Source organism: Bacterioplanoides sp., assembly GCF_965226395.1.
Classification (GTDB): Bacteria; Pseudomonadota; Gammaproteobacteria; order Pseudomonadales; family Oceanobacteraceae; genus Bacterioplanoides.
Genome location: NZ_OZ245358.1, coordinates 2,997,429 through 3,012,082 on the forward strand (window position 1 = coordinate 2,997,429; position 14,654 = coordinate 3,012,082).

Genomic DNA, 14,654 nt, shown 5'->3' on the forward strand with positions numbered 1-14,654 from the left:
TAATTGGTGGGTGATGACGGGATCGAACCGCCGACCCTCTGCTTGTAAGGCAGATGCTCTCCCAGCTGAGCTAATCACCCTTGCCCGTAAAAGCGAGGTCGCATTCTACTCATATTCCAAACTCTGTCAAACCCTTATTTGAACTTTTTTCTATTTTTTTTAATTTTTTCAGTAACTTGCATTGCAGCGGCAAGTCGTTTCTGAATGATTTCTGATCAGTTATCAGGTCTGGGATGTTATTGACGCTGATGGACGTTTGTCCCTGTGCTTTTGTTTCAGCTTTTCACCAAACACCAATAAACAAGGGGTCAGAATCAGGGTCAGTAAGGTCGCAAAGGCCAGCCCACCGGCAATCGCCGTTGATAGCTGTGTCCACCACTGAGACGAAGGCGCACCCACTGAGAAGTCGCGGTTCAGCAGGTCAATATTCCATTGCAACATCATCGGCATTAGGCCTAATACGGTTGTGATTGCGGTTAACATCACCGGCCGCAGACGTTGTGCACCGGTTCTCAGGGCGGCATCAATCGGCTCCAGGCCATCTCGTATCAAGCGGTTGTAAGTGTCGATCAACACAATATTGTTGTTCACCACAATGCCAGCCAGCGCGATTACTCCCAAACCACTCATCACAATGCCAAACGGTTCGCCACGAATCATTAATCCGAATAACACGCCAACAATCGACAGCACAATGGCGCTCATAATTAAGGCCGCGTTATAGAAACTGTTGAACTGTGTCACCAGAATGGTGGCCATCAGGAAGATTGCGATGCCAAACGCTTTACCCAAAAACAGACCGGTTTCTTCCATCTTTTCAAAGTCGCCGCGGAAACGGGGTTCCACACCGGCTTCACGCCAGGGCATCGACTTAATCCGCTCGGTTAATTCAAAAATTTTATCCGTGGCGTTCACCCCGTCATGTACATTGGCGGTCAGGCGATAACGGCGTTTGCCATCGAGTCGCACCACGTCACCGGATTTGGGCACGGCAATACGCTGCATAAAATTAGAAACCGGTACCAGGCCATCGTGAGTTTGCACATTAAACTGAGAGAACTGGTCGATATTGCGCGCCTGCGTCGGATAACGCAGCAGGATTTCAACTTCTTCATCACTGTAGTCCGGCTGGAATTCTCCTACCTTCTGACCACCGGTGATCATACGAATCATCGAGCCGGTACTGACGATGTCTGTACCAAAACGGGTTGCGGCTTCACGGTTAATATCCAGCTGCCACTCAATGCCTTCCAGCGGGCGATCATCACGTACATCTTTCAAATCCGGATCAGCTGCAAAAATCGCTTTTACCTGATCCAGCATCGGGCCAATGGCGTCAGCATCGGCGGCAGTAAATTGCAGCTGAATATCGGCCCCTTCAGATGGGCCGTTGGCTTTTTTCTGGGTCTCAACAATGATGCCAGCGATATCGGCGGTGCGGGCTTCAATATCTTTGAGGATATCGTTAGCGCTGCGCCGGTGTTTCCAGTTCACCAGCTCAATCTGAATCCGGCCCACCACATCCGCTGCTGCGCCATTAGGGGCACGAACAAAGGTAGCGGTATAGATGGACTCAATCTCGGCCATATCAAAGATGCGGCGTTCTACCTGTTGTACCAGAGCCTCGCTTTCGCTGATGGACAAATTGCCCCGCGCACGAATATCCACCAGACCAATATCGACATCCACGTCCGGAAAAAACTCAACACCTTTACCAAACATGGAATAGGCGAAAAAGGATAAAAACAGGGCAATGACGGAGGCGGATAAGATTTTTACCGGATGGTGCAGGGCACTGTTAAGTACCCGAATATAGCCGCCGGTGAAGCCTTTTAATTCGTCAAAGCGACCTTGTTCGGCCGCTTCAACCATATCCAGTGTCTTCAGGTTCTGGCTGGACTGCTTGCCAACCAGCGAGCCAATGGTTGGAACCACAATTAATGCCATGATCAGTGAAGCACTCAAAGTAAACAGCAGCGTCAGTGGCAGATAGCTCATAAACTCACCGGTGACTCCGGGCCAAAATAATAATGGCAGGAATACAGCCAACGTGGTGGCAGTTGAAGCGATGATTGGCCAGGCCATACGTTTGGCCGCTTCACCATAAGCATGGCGTGGGGCGGCGCCTTCGGCTAAGCGGCGGTCGGCAAATTCAGTGACTACAATGGCGCCATCGACCAATAACCCTACGGATAAAATCAGTGAGAATAACACCACCATATTCAGGGTGTAGCCGAGTACGCTGAGTACAATCAGTGCCATCAGGAAAGCGCCTGGAATGGCAATCCCCACCATAAATGAGCTGCGCAGACCAAGGCTGGCTAAAATCAGAATCATCACCAGCAGGGTGGCAACCAGTACGTTGTTAAACAAATCATTGAGCATCTCTTCGATTTGTTTTGATTCATCCTGGGATAACCCCACTTCGATACCATTCGGCCAGTAGGGCTGGACCTGCTCAATAATGCCTTTAACGTCATCTAATGTATGAATAATGTTGGAGCCAATCCGTTTTTTGATCTCCAGTGTGACCGCTTGTTTGCCATTAACCCGGGCGCTGTTTTTGCGATCTTTATAAGCCAGGCGGCCAACGGCAATGTCCTTAAATAATACCACATTATCGCCGTCGGCTTTGACCGGCAGATTAAGAATATCGGGAATATTCTCAATCAATCCCGGCACTTTAACGCCAAAGCGGCCCGCACCGGAGTCCAGATCTTCACTGGCAACCAGTTGCGCATTATTGCTGACCAAACGACCTAACTCGTTCAGCGTCAAGCCGTAGTTATCCATGCGCGCGGGGTCGACAATAATTTCGGCAATTTCCTCACGTTTGCCACGTACTTCGGCCTCTAATACGCCGGGTAAGGCTTCGATACGATCCTGTAAATCATTGGCCACCGCGTACAACACGGATTCGTTCACTTCGCCCGACAGGGTAACCACCATCACCGGGAACAACGCCACGTTGATTTCTTTGACCTTAGGCTCTTTTGAGTCCGTCGGTAATTCGCCTTTGGCATCGTCGACCTTCTGGCGCACATCCAGTAATGCCTGATCAATATCGGTATCGGTATAAAACTCCAGCTGGATGGATAAATGCCCGGAGGTGGCGGTTGAGATCATCTCTTTTAAGCCGTCCAGTGAGCGCAGCTCTTTTTCCAGCGGTTTATAAATCAGGGTGTCGGCATCGGCGGGGGCAATGCCGTCGTGATTCACCGAGACATACACCAGCGGCACGGTAATATCCGGATTACTTTCTTTGGGAATGGTGATCAGGGTAGTGATGCCGACCAGGGTGATCAGGCAAAACAACATCAAAACGGTGCGGGTGCGCTGTAACGACGCATCAATAAGGCTATTCATGTGTCTTTACCCCGCACTTAACGCGGCTTGTGTATCAAGGTCGGTATCGGAGGCAGCGGGTTCTGCTGTCTCCTGATGCTGTTCAGTGACAAAGACGGGCTCAACCTGCTCGCCGTATTCAACAAACCCCTGACCAACCGTGATGATGTCAGCGCTGGCGCCCAGCCCATAAACCCAGATACCGGCTTTATCGGCTTTTAACAGGCTTATCGGACGGAAGATAACCCGGTGTTCTTCATCGATGCCTTTCAGGCCCAGTTTGCCTTCATCGTTGAGAATTAATAACGCCGGAGACACGTGATAAGCATGGGTCTCTGGCTGCGGCACATGAAGTTTGGCGGTTAAACCGCTGGTCATCACGCCACTGGGGTTATCGACTTCCAGCTCGACCAGAAAGGTACGGGTTTGCACATCGGCTTCTGACGCGACAAACCGAATATGACCGTCAACCCGAGTACCGTTGACCAGAATAGCGTGGCCCGGATCACCAATATTAACGTGTGCGGCTTCCTGCTCCGGCAGGCTGCCAACCACTAAAAAGGGTGCGAAGTCAAGCACTGTAGCGACTTCATGGCCGTCCTGAATAAAATCCCCAATCTCGACCATGCGGCTGTCTAACACACCATTAAACGGAGCTTTAATCTGAGTGGCATTGACCTGTAACTGATACTGGATCACTTCTGCTTCAGCGTTCGCCAGATCGGTTTGTACCCGAGCCAGCTGAGATTCGTTGGCCAGGCCTTTGGCAAATAGTTTTTGGGCGCTTTGTTCTTCCAGCTGACGCTGTTTCAGGTTGGCTTTTGCTTGTTTTAATCGCGCCGGCCAGTCACGCGCATCCAGCTCAATTAACACGTCACCTTGCTGTACCCGCTCCCCTTTGCTTTTGTGAATAGCCACCACCTTGGCACGGATTTCAGAACGTAATTCAACCCGGCGATTGGCGGCTGTTTTGGCGGAAATAATCACATCCCGCTGAGTCGCTTCGCCCTGCATCTGTTCAACCTGAACCCGTTTGAGTCCGGATTCCATCACCAGAGGCCGGGGGTTAGAAAAGGGTTCTTCCGGCCCTAAGCTGCCACTGGCGACCCAGATAATCATTAATAAAAACAGCACGATGGCTGCGATGTGCCCCTGATTTAAATGAATTGTCATTATTGTTTTCCGTTATTAATACAAACGCGCGCTACTGCTTGCCCAGTTAATTGGTTGTCTAAGTAACTGGTAATTTTCTTTATAACATATCGCCGGGCGATCAGCCCATGACCAACGTATTGCAGTATACTGCGCCTTTTACCGCAAACTTAGGGTGATATTCGGTAATGATGTTGGTGCAGTTAAAGCAGGTTGAGCTGGCGTTTGGTGATCATGTGCTGTTCGACAAAATTGATCTGGAGATTCACTCCGGAGAGCGCGTTTGTATCGTTGGACGTAACGGTGCGGGTAAATCGACACTGCTGAAAGTGCTCAACAGCTCAGTGATTCCCGATGATGGCAGTGTGGTGAAGCGCGATATGCTGCGGGTCGCAACGTTGCAACAGGAATTGCCACAAACAACGGATATGCCGGTTTACGATGTGGTGGCGGAAGGGCTGGGAGATCTTGGCCATGTGATTGCGCAATACCATGATGAAACCGCCAAAGGTGCGGCGGCGAATTTAAAACTGCTGGAGCAGCTGCAGAGCAAAATTGAAGCGGCCGATGGCTGGAGCTGGCAGCAAAAAGTGGATGCCATTATCCAGAAATTAAACTTACCGGGTGAAGCGAGTTTTTCCTCTCTCTCCGGTGGCTGGCAGCGTCGGGTGATGCTGGCACGTGCATTAGTGGTTGAGCCGGAATTGCTGATTCTCGACGAACCTACTAACCATATGGATGTGCCTACGATTGAATGGCTGGAAGAGCAGCTTAAGCAGTTTAACGGCTCGCTGGTGTTTATCAGTCACGACCGGGCGTTTGTGCAAAATTTATCAACCCGCATTATCGATCTGGATCGTGGTCATGTGCACGAATGGCGCGGTGATTATTTAAGTTTTATCAGCCACCGGGAAAAACGACTAGAAGACGAAGCGGCACAAAACGCCTTGTTTGATAAACGCCTGGCAGAAGAAGAAAAGTGGATTCGCCAGGGTATTAAAGCTCGCCGCACCCGTAATGAAGGTCGGGTTGAGCGCTTAAAAGAAATGCGCAAAGAACGTAAAGCGCGCCGTGAGGTGGCCGGCACCGCCAACCTGAATCTGGGTCAGGCCGAAAACTCCGGCAAAATGGTGTTCGAAATTCAGAACCTGTCTTATGCCTGGCAGAAAGAGGATGGTAAGGCTATCCCGCAGGTGGGCGATTTCACCGCTAATGTCTTGCGCGGCGACCGTATTGGTTTGGTAGGCCCTAATGGGGTCGGCAAAAGTACCTTATTAAAGCTGCTGTTAGGCAAACTCGAACCGCAGCAAGGTAAAATTAAGGTGGGAACCAAGCTGGAGGTGGCCTACTTCGATCAGGCTCGTCATCAGTTGGATGAAGAAAAATCCATTGCCGATAACGTTGCCGACGGCAAAGACCACGTGATTGTGAATGGTAACTCACGCCATATTATTGGTTATCTGGGTGACTTTATGTTCTCGGGGGAACGAGCCCGAACGCCGGTTAAAGCCCTGTCGGGTGGTGAGCGAAACCGGGTGTTGCTGGCCAAGCTGTTCCTCAAGCCTTGTAACTTGTTGGTGATGGATGAGCCTACCAACGACCTGGATGTGGAAACTCTGGAGCTGCTGGAAGAGCGCTTGTTGGAATACAACGCTACCTTGTTATTGGTGAGTCACGACCGGGCATTTATCGACAATGTGGTGACCCAGCTTTGGGTATTTGGTGAAAACGGCCATATTGATGAGCAGGTGGGTGGCTACAGTGATTGGCAGGAACGCAAAGCGGCACTGGAAAAGCAGAAGCCTGCTGCCCAGAAAACAGCGGCGAAAAAAGCTGAATCGACACAGACTGCAGCTGCTGAGCCTACATCGACACCAGCACCGCAGAAGAAAAAACTCAGTTACAAGCTGCAGCGTGAGCTGGATAGCCTGCCGGATCAGATTGCTGAAACGGAAGCCGCACGGGATGCCTTATTAGAGCAAAGCAATGCTGCTGATTTTTATTCCGGAGATGCCGATAACGTCCAGAAAGTGCTGGCGCAGTTAGCCGAAATAGAAGAGAAGCTGGAGCAACTGGAAGAACGCTGGCTGGAGCTTGAGGAGATGACGGAATGACCTGGCTAATTATTGCCGCCGTTGTGATGGCGATTATGGGCTCAGTGTTCTGGTTAAAGCCCAGCGCTCGTGATGCTCGTCTGGCTGATTTACGGTTTAATGCTATTCGTGCGGGTTTACAGGTGCGACAGTTCACCTTTAAGGCTGATGCCGCCAAAACTGGGGTGCGTGACGATATTACCGCCACCAGTTACACCCTGATGAAAAAAGCCTCCTACGAAAATGGTGGCGGTCATGAAGACGCTTCTGGCGGTGAATTACAGTATTGTGTTGTCCGCCAACCAGCCTGGGATGATGAATGGCTGCCCGAAGGCCTGAGCTGGCATAATAAGGGTACACAAGGCGATGCCGAAAAGCTGGCAGCCTTGTTGCCCGAATTATTCGATGAGCTGCTGATGCTGGAAGTGTATGAGCGCCGGGTGTGTATGATGACGGCCGAAAAACAAGGCTCAAATGCCCAGCACTATCTGGCATTTCTTGAAGCCCTGTTGAAGTAATCGGGAAACGTTGGATCAAAGCGTGTTAACCCTATGAGCAATCCCAGTATTATTGTTGATTTAGCCATTCCTGCCGACGAATACCTGCGGGTCTATCAGGGCTCCGCCAAGCTGGTGAGTGCCATCGCCAGTGATGGCCGCCGGGTACAGTTTCCAGCCAATATCCTGCATAAAATGATCACCCGCGACGGTATTTATGGCCGTTTTCTGATTGAATTTAATCGCGAAGGGAAGTTTCAGAAGATTCAGCGAATCGGTTGATGCTTGCATAAGATCATCTACATCCGCCGCCAGCTTGCGTATAATGCCGCGCAATTTATTCGTTGTGGCTGATGTGAGGTAGATGATGGCTGATTGGTATGGGCTGACCCGACAACTGTTTTTCCGCTTAAGTGGCGAAACATCCCATGAACTGGGCCTGGATATGCTGGGCGCTGGTGAACGTCTGGGCCTGTTACAGTATCTGGCACCTCAGGTTGCTTCTGCACCGACCACCGTGGCGGGCATTGAGTTTCCCAATCCGGTTGGTCTGGCTGCGGGCCTTGATAAAAACGGCGATTATATCGATGCCTTTGCCCGTTTAGGCTTCGGCTTTATTGAAATTGGTACCATTACACCACGCCCGCAGCCGGGTAATCCAAAACCACGTTTGTTCCGTATTCCGGAGCGCCGCGCCATTATCAATCGCATGGGCTTTAACAACAAAGGTGTGGATCATCTGGTTGAGCAGGTTAAAAAAGCCAAATACAAAGGTGTGCTTGGTATTAATATTGGCAAAAACTTTGATACCCCGGTTGAGAATGCCACCTCTGATTACCTGATCTGTCTGGAGAAGGTGTATCAATACGCCACCTACATCACCGTGAATATTTCTTCTCCGAATACGCCTGGGTTACGCACTCTGCAATACGGTGACGCGTTAAAAGAGTTACTGGAGCCGTTAAAACAGCGCCAGAAAGAGCTGGCTGAAGAATTTGGTTATAAGCCGATCTTTGTCAAAATTGCGCCGGATATGGAAGACAACGAAGTTGATATGGTGGCGCAAACCCTGATCGAAACCGATATCGACGGTGTGATTGCTACCAATACCACGCTGTCGCGTGACGGTGTTCAGGGTATGAAGCACGGCACTGAAGCAGGTGGCCTGAGTGGCGCACCGGTTGAAGAACTGGCAACTGAAACCGTTGAGCGTTTAGTGAAAGCGTTGGATGGCAAACTGCCGGTGATGGGTGTGGGTGGTATTCTTGATGGCAAAGGGGCGGTTGAGAAAATGGCCGCGGGCTCGCAACTGGTTCAGGTGTACTCCGGCTTTATTTACCGTGGCCCGGAGCTGATTGGTGAGTGTGTTGACGCCATTGCAGCCATGAAATAACGGATATTAATTGATATAAAAAGCCCGGCTCAAGGCCGGGCCAACCTCCCGGGAGAGGAGGTATAGGTTTTAGCGGTAGAACCGTGAGCCGCTATACTGCGATCTTATGAACTCCAGAAACGCCGGTGTAACCATCCCAATGATCGGCACGGCCAGAACGCCATCCGGCCAGCCAGGCATCGCGTTGAACCCCCATGGGGGCAAGATCTTTTGAACGGCGCTCAACACCTGCGCGGTAACCTCGTGCAAAAGCTCTTTCCTGCATATCGCGTTTCTGTTTCTTCATACGTTGCGTCCTCGCATTATTTGGGAAACATCAGTCAGAAAGCATTCAGTCGTTGAAAATGGCTGAGCGTTTTATGACGTAACCATGACAGTTCTACTCTGTTGGAACTGGGATGTTAATAAACAATTTTTTATAAGTGGCGGCATTTTTGCTGCCAGAAACTATTTGACGAAGTGGCTGTTATCACCATGCAAAATGAATCTTCCCCTCCCAAATTACGCTGGTTGGCCGCTTGCCCCAAAGGTATTGAGCCACTGCTGGCAGCTGAAATCAGAGACTTAGGTGGGGAAGTTGAACGAGAAACCCATCTTGGCGTTTTATGGCAGGGGGATTTGCGCACCGCTTATCGCTTCTGTTTGTGGACCCGATTGGCCAGCCGCTTGCTGTTTCCTTTACAGGAAAGTCAGGTAGACAATGTTGACCAACTTTATCAGGTGGCGCGCGACGTAGACTGGCAAACGGTGTTCCCGGTGGGCGCTTCCTTCCGCATCGATTTCCACGGCAAAACGGACTTTGTGCGTAACACCCAGTTTGGTGCGCAAAAGGTGAAAGATGGCATTGTTGATAACTTCCGTGAAGAGCTGGGTGCTCGTCCGTCGGTGGCCAAAGATGGTGACGTTCGTATTGAAGCACAGCTGCGTAAAGGGAAGCTGGCGCTGTATCTGAACGTCAGTGGCGAGAGTCTTCATCGTCGTGGTTATCGCTTACAGCCGGGAAAGGCGCCATTAAAAGAAAACCTGGCGGCGGCGATTCTGATTCGTTCCGGTTGGCAGGAAGCCTTAAAGCAGGGCAGTCATCTGGTTGATCCTATGTGTGGTTCCGGCACCTTATTAATTGAAGCGGGCATGATGGCGGCCGATATTGCACCAGGGTTAAATCGCCAGCAATGGGGTTTTGATCGCTGGCAGCGCCATAACCGCAAATTATGGCTGGAAGAAGTCGAAGCAGCTCGCCAACGCCGTACCGATGGTTTAGCGAATATGAAAAACCGTTTGTACGGTTTTGATATTGATTCAGAGCAGTTAAATGCTGCCAATAAAAATCTGGAACGCTCCGGGTTAAAAGACAAAATCCATTTAGAGCGTCGCTCCATCGAAAATCTGCGTATTCAGAAAGAAACTGCAGAACAAGGCGGCTTGGTGGTGTGTAACCCGCCTTATGGTGAGCGCCTGAGTGAACTGCCACAACTGGCACCTCTGTATCAGGATTTTAACGACGCCACACTGCGTTTATTGCCCCACTGGAAATTAGCGGTATTTACCGGTAATACCGATTTATCAAAAAGTATTCGCCGCCCGTTGGAAAAACAATACCGTTTTATGAACGGTAAAATTCAGACGCGCTTATTGGTATTGGGGCCAGCGGATGAAAAATCCTCGGCACCAGCCCCAAGCCGGATTCGTGGCCCGGTAGAAGCCTTTGCTAATCGTCTGAAAAAGAATTTAAAACCGCTGAAAAAATGGGCCAAGCGCGAAAATATTCATGCCTACCGGATTTACGATGCGGATATTCCGGAATACGCCGTGGCGGTGGATTGTTATCAGGATGCCAATAGCGATACTGAATGGCTGCATGTGCAGGAATATGTTCCACCTAAATCCATTGATGAAGAAAAGTCTGAGCGTCGTTTACTTGATATATTAGCGGCTTTGCCTGAGGTAACGGATATTCCGGCCGAGCAGATTATTTTAAAACGCCGTGAGCGTCAGTCGGGCAAGAAGCAATATGAGAAGCAACAAGATGTTGAGTCGCGCCGCTTTGAGGTGATTGAAGGACAGGCCAAGGTTCTGGTGAATCTGAAAGATTACCTCGATACTGGCTTATTCCTTGATCATCGTCCAACCCGATTGGAGATTGCCAAACACTGCGCTGCCTTACCTAAAGGTGCGCGAATGCTGAATTTATTCTGTTATACCGCGGTGGGTTCCTTGCATGCAGCACTGGCGGGCGCAAAAACCACCAGTGTTGATATGTCCCGGACGTACTTAAACTGGGGTAAAGATAACTTTACCGCCAATAACTTAAAAATCAGTGAACATGAATTTGTGCAGGCCGATTGTATGCAGTGGCTGAAAGAAGCTGCGGAACATTCAGCAGCGCAATACGATCTGATTTTTATGGATCCACCAACCTTCTCTAACTCTAAACGGATGGAAGGTGTACTGGATGTACAGCGTGATCATGTGCAGTTGATTCAGGATGCGATGGCGTTGCTGAAGCCGGGCGGTTTAATGATTTTTTCAAATAACTACCGCAAGTTTGAGATGGATAGTGAAGCCTTATCTGACTTTACTATCCAGAATGTCAGCCATAAATCGGTACCGCAGGATTTTGCCCGGCGTAAAAACATTCATATGTGTTTTCATATTCAGGCGAAATAAGTCGCCTGAATGGGTTCAGCCATTATTGGCAAGGGGCAATAAACGGATTGCGATTGCCCTGAACTGCTTTAATCAGCTGATTACGGCGGCACTCCCAACGGCTTGGCGGGTGCTGTTTATTCCAGGCCTGATACAGCCGCCGTTCTTGTTTCGATAATTTCAGAGAATACTGTTGACTCATGTACAAATACGCTCGGGCAATGGCGCCGCGGCTGATTTCCGGGGGCTGGACTTTTTTCCCTTTAAAGTCGACGACCATCTCACACTGACCATATTGTTTCGGGAATCCTTGCCAGTCACTGAAGCGATAGTTAGAGCGATCACCATTCACTTCACCAATGGCAGGCACCAGGTTGTGCATGTCGCCTTCCATCAGACGGAACTCGTTGTCTTTTTTACAGGCTTTGCGGCCACCGCTTTGCCAGCACTGACGCTGATGACCAAACGCCCAGGCCGGTACAATATGTTCCCATTCAATTCGGCTGGCGCGCTTTTGTTGTTTTCGCACCTGATAACCGCAGCTGTTTAGTTCAGGGATTAATTTTTTCCCACGGTAGGTAAAGTCACAACCACAATAAAAACTGGTTTGATATTCACCTTTGTACAACGCTTTGAGCTGTTTTTTGGCCTGACGAAAGTTCAGTGGTTCAGCAGGGGCGCTATTAACAAACAACAGAGAAATAGCCAGCAGCAGGCATTGTGCAAGAGACGGGGCAGAGCGTAAGCGCATCAGATACTACTCAATTCTGATTAATACAAGCGGCCATTTTAATGTGATTCTCACGGTTTAGCACGGCTAATGAGGGTGTTATGATGACTCCGTTTTATTATTCGACCATCAGGTAACGTTATGTCTAAAAGCTTTGAAGCTCAGGGAATCATTCACTCCATCGACCAGACCCGTGAATACGGCCAGAACGGATTCACCAAGCGTGAATTTGTGATCAAACTGAGCGGTGATGGTGAAAACCCGGATTACCCGAATTATGTTGCGCTAGAGCTGATCAAAGACAAGTGTGCATTGATGGATGGTTATCAGGTAGGTGAAGAAGTGGTGGTGACTTTTAACCTTTCCGGCCGTTTGTGGAATGCACCGGGTAAACCGGAAAAATGTTTTACCAGCTTACAGGCGTGGAAAGTGGATCGCGCGGGTGGTCAGCCAGCGGCTCAGAACTTTGATATGGGCGGCTTTGCTCCGGCTTCTTCCGGCCCGGCGTTTGATGATGATGTCCCGTTTTGATTTTCTTTGCCTATGAGGCAATAAAAAACCGAAGGTAAGCCTTCACTTATCTTCGGTTTTTAGTATTAAGCGAATAAATCAGAAATTACAGAATCTGATCAATCACTTTCTCTAAACGACTTACCGCACCTTCAACATCATGCAGTTTATCCAGGCCGAATAAACCGATACGGAACGATTGGTAGTCATCACCTTCGTCACACATCAATGGTACACCAGCAGCAGCTTGCATACCCTGGGCTGCGAACTTTTTACCATTTTGCATATCTGCATCCGTGGTGTAGTTAACCACAACGCCGGGTGCTTTAAAGCCTTCGGCAGCAACGCTCTTAATGCCTTTGCTTTCCAGCATTTCGCGTACGCGTTTGCCCAACTCTAATTGCTCGTCGCGCACTTTATCGAAACCGTATTCTTTGGTTTCCATCATGGTGTCACGGAATTGAGTCAGTGCATCAGTTGGCATGGTCGAGTGGTAAGCATGGCCGCCATTTTCGTAGGCCTGCATGATCATGTGCCATTGCTTCAGATTAGCGGCGAAGCTGGTGCTGGTGGTGTTTTCCATCACGTCCAGCGCAGCCTGGTTCATCATTACTAGGGCGGCACATGGAGAAGAGCTCCAGCCTTTTTGTGGCGCACTGATTAATACGTCAACACCGATGGCTTTCATATCGACCCACAGAGTACCGGAAGCCACACAGTCCAGAACGAATAAACCGCCAACTGAGTGAACGGCGTCAGCAACTGCTTTCAGGTAGTCGTCTGGCAGAATCATGCCGGATGCGGTTTCTACATGAGGCGCGAAAACCATCTCTGGTTTCTCTGCTTTGATGGTCGCAACCACTTCGCCGATAGGAGCCGGAGCAAAAGGTGCCTGCGTGCCTTCTTCAATGCGCTTGGCTTTTAATACCGTGCTGGAAGCCGGGATGTTGGCCATCTCAAAGATCTGGGTCCAGCGGTAGCTGAACCAGCCGTTACGAATCACCAGGGTCTTTTTATCCTGAGCGAACTGGCGTGCAACCGCTTCCATACCGTAGGTGCCACCACCCGGTACCACAACCACAGCGTCAGCGTTATAAACCGATTTCAGGGTGGCTGAGATATCATTCATCACGCCCTGAAACTGTTGTGACATATGGTTCAGTGAGCGGTCGGTAAATACCACGGAATATTCTAATAAACCATTCGGGTCGAGGTCGGGAAGTAAGCCGGCCATTGCAGTCTCCTGCGCAGTTGCGCGTGTTTGTTCAGTAGATCAATAAAGTTGACTGATTAGATAGCAAAAGCCCACGCCAGTAAAGGGCGTGGGCGGGAAGCACTGTTCTAATCCTGTGGTTTTATTGTAGCGGTTATTTTGTTGTTAGTACTTGGGTTGCGCGTCGATGCTCTGACCATGGGTGCCAATGGAGTCTGGCGACATCAGGTGCAGGTACAATGGCATAATGGCATCGGCTTCTGGTACTTGATGCGGGTGCTCGGTTGGGTAAGCCGCCGCGCGCATTTGGGTACGGGTGCCGCCCGGATTAATACAGTTAACCCGGATGTCAGAGGTATTTTCCAGCTCTTCTGCCAGAACCTGCATCAGACCTTCGGTGGCAAACTTCGATACAGAATAAGCCCCCCAGTAAGCACGGCCTTTGCGGCCCACGCTGGACGTGGTGAAAATAACAGAGGCATCTTTGGGGGCATTACGCAGCAGTGGTGTTAAGTGCTTCATTAAGATGAACTGACCGTTCACATTAATTTGCATCACTTTCTGAAAGGTATTCCAATCGGAGTTCTCTAAGCTGGTGCGTTGCCCAAGTACGCCAGCGTTTAATAGAACACCATCCAGGTGACCAAAATTCTCTTCAATCAACGTAGCTAATTGGCGGAATTTATCTTCTTCACCTTCTTCCAAATCAAAGGGCAGTACCGCTGGTTGAGGCAAATTCTCTGCTTCAATTAAATCGTAGGTGTCGTTTAATGCTTCCTGAGTACGGCCGAGCAGCAAAACGGTTGCACCGGCACGAGCGTAAGTTAACGCAGCAGTACGGCCAATGCCGTAGCCTGCCCCCGTTACCAGAATGACGCGGCCTTTTAAAACCTGTTCTTGTTGTGCCTGTACAACAGGCTTTAATTGGCTAATTTCGATCATTGTTAAAATCGTCTTCTCAGTAATCGCAACGCAATAAAAGGCCTGATCATTTTTCGCCGCCGCCTCGAAGGCACATCCATGTGCCTGCCGGGCTACCGCGACATCCTGTCGCTGCTTTGAAAAGCGATCAGGC

12 protein-coding genes, 1 tRNA gene and 2 pseudogenes are annotated in these 14,654 nt (G+C 49.9%); 8 read left to right on the forward strand and 7 right to left on the reverse strand.

The genetic code is table 11. The features are described 5' to 3' along the window. Positions 1 to 4: 4 nt before the first annotated feature. The 3 genes from ACO05E_RS13770 to ACO05E_RS13780 all read right to left on the reverse strand — a co-directional run bounded on the left by ACO05E_RS13770 (position 5) and on the right by ACO05E_RS13780 (position 4,518). A tRNA-Val gene (locus ACO05E_RS13770) sits at positions 5 to 80 on the reverse strand. Positions 81 to 222: 142 nt separating this feature from the next. Continuing rightward, positions 223 to 3,366 carry an efflux RND transporter permease subunit gene (locus ACO05E_RS13775; protein WP_419813513.1) on the reverse strand — a complete coding sequence of 1,048 codons (3,144 nt, stop codon included), beginning with the start codon at positions 3,364 to 3,366 and terminating at the stop codon, positions 223 to 225. A gap of 6 nt (positions 3,367 to 3,372) precedes the next feature. Next, on the reverse strand, positions 3,373 to 4,518 hold the full coding sequence (locus ACO05E_RS13780; RefSeq protein WP_419813514.1) for an efflux RND transporter periplasmic adaptor subunit: 1,146 nt from the start codon (positions 4,516 to 4,518) through the stop codon (positions 3,373 to 3,375). Between the two features lie 170 nt (positions 4,519 to 4,688). Here ACO05E_RS13780 and ACO05E_RS13785 point away from each other — a divergent pair. From ACO05E_RS13785 to ACO05E_RS13810, 6 genes and pseudogenes are all read left to right on the forward strand, one after another. Further along, a pseudogene (locus tag ACO05E_RS13785) lies at positions 4,689 to 5,552 on the forward strand (ATP-binding cassette domain-containing protein); the annotation flags it as partial. A gap of 159 nt (positions 5,553 to 5,711) precedes the next feature. Continuing rightward, positions 5,712 to 6,083 (forward strand): annotated as a pseudogene (locus tag ACO05E_RS13790) (ATP-binding cassette domain-containing protein); the annotation flags it as partial. Then, positions 6,078 to 6,611 (forward strand): hypothetical protein, encoded by a 534-nt coding sequence (locus tag ACO05E_RS13795; protein ID WP_419813685.1) that lies wholly within the window; start codon positions 6,078 to 6,080, stop codon positions 6,609 to 6,611. The pseudogene ACO05E_RS13790 and the gene ACO05E_RS13795, both read left to right, overlap by 6 nt. Then, positions 6,608 to 7,108, forward strand: coding sequence for a hypothetical protein (locus ACO05E_RS13800; RefSeq protein ID WP_419813515.1), 501 nt, complete (start codon positions 6,608 to 6,610; stop codon positions 7,106 to 7,108). Before ACO05E_RS13795 ends, ACO05E_RS13800 begins: the two co-directional genes overlap by 4 nt. 33 nt (positions 7,109 to 7,141) lie before the next feature. Continuing rightward, complete coding sequence (locus ACO05E_RS13805; protein ID WP_255859714.1) at positions 7,142 to 7,369, forward strand: DUF2835 domain-containing protein; 228 nt, start codon at positions 7,142 to 7,144, stop codon at positions 7,367 to 7,369. Between the two features lie 82 nt (positions 7,370 to 7,451). After that, positions 7,452 to 8,480: a quinone-dependent dihydroorotate dehydrogenase gene (locus ACO05E_RS13810; RefSeq protein ID WP_419813516.1), complete on the forward strand. Its 1,029-nt coding sequence runs from the start codon at positions 7,452 to 7,454 to the stop codon at positions 8,478 to 8,480. 91 nt (positions 8,481 to 8,571) lie between these two features. Here ACO05E_RS13810 and rmf read toward each other — a convergent pair whose 3' ends face one another. After that, entirely contained in the window at positions 8,572 to 8,766 is a 195-nt protein-coding gene (rmf, locus tag ACO05E_RS13815; RefSeq protein WP_419813517.1) for a ribosome modulation factor, read from the reverse strand. 188 nt (positions 8,767 to 8,954) lie between these two features. Between rmf and rlmKL the strand changes: the two genes are divergently transcribed. Next, positions 8,955 to 11,147: a bifunctional 23S rRNA (guanine(2069)-N(7))-methyltransferase RlmK/23S rRNA (guanine(2445)-N(2))-methyltransferase RlmL gene (gene rlmKL / locus ACO05E_RS13820; RefSeq protein ID WP_419813518.1), complete on the forward strand. Its 2,193-nt coding sequence runs from the start codon at positions 8,955 to 8,957 to the stop codon at positions 11,145 to 11,147. Between the two features lie 22 nt (positions 11,148 to 11,169). On the opposite strand, the gene ACO05E_RS13825 is transcribed toward rlmKL, so the two are convergent. After that, the gene (locus ACO05E_RS13825) at positions 11,170 to 11,877 is read right to left on the reverse strand and encodes an endonuclease (protein WP_419813519.1); all 708 of its coding nucleotides are present in this window, start codon (positions 11,875 to 11,877) and stop codon (positions 11,170 to 11,172) included. Positions 11,878 to 11,997: 120 nt separating this feature from the next. On the opposite strand from ACO05E_RS13825, the gene ACO05E_RS13830 reads away from it, so the two are divergent. Further along, entirely contained in the window at positions 11,998 to 12,387 is a 390-nt protein-coding gene (locus tag ACO05E_RS13830; RefSeq protein ID WP_255859727.1) for a DUF3127 domain-containing protein, read from the forward strand. Between the two features lie 85 nt (positions 12,388 to 12,472). Here ACO05E_RS13830 and ACO05E_RS13835 read toward each other — a convergent pair whose 3' ends face one another. Next, positions 12,473 to 13,600, reverse strand: a complete 1,128-nt coding sequence (locus ACO05E_RS13835) for an aminotransferase class V-fold PLP-dependent enzyme (protein ID WP_419813520.1) — start codon at positions 13,598 to 13,600, stop codon at positions 12,473 to 12,475. A 144-nt stretch (positions 13,601 to 13,744) separates the two neighbouring features. After that, positions 13,745 to 14,521, reverse strand: coding sequence for a YciK family oxidoreductase (locus ACO05E_RS13840; protein WP_419813521.1), 777 nt, complete (start codon positions 14,519 to 14,521; stop codon positions 13,745 to 13,747). Positions 14,522 to 14,654 lie beyond the last annotated feature (133 nt).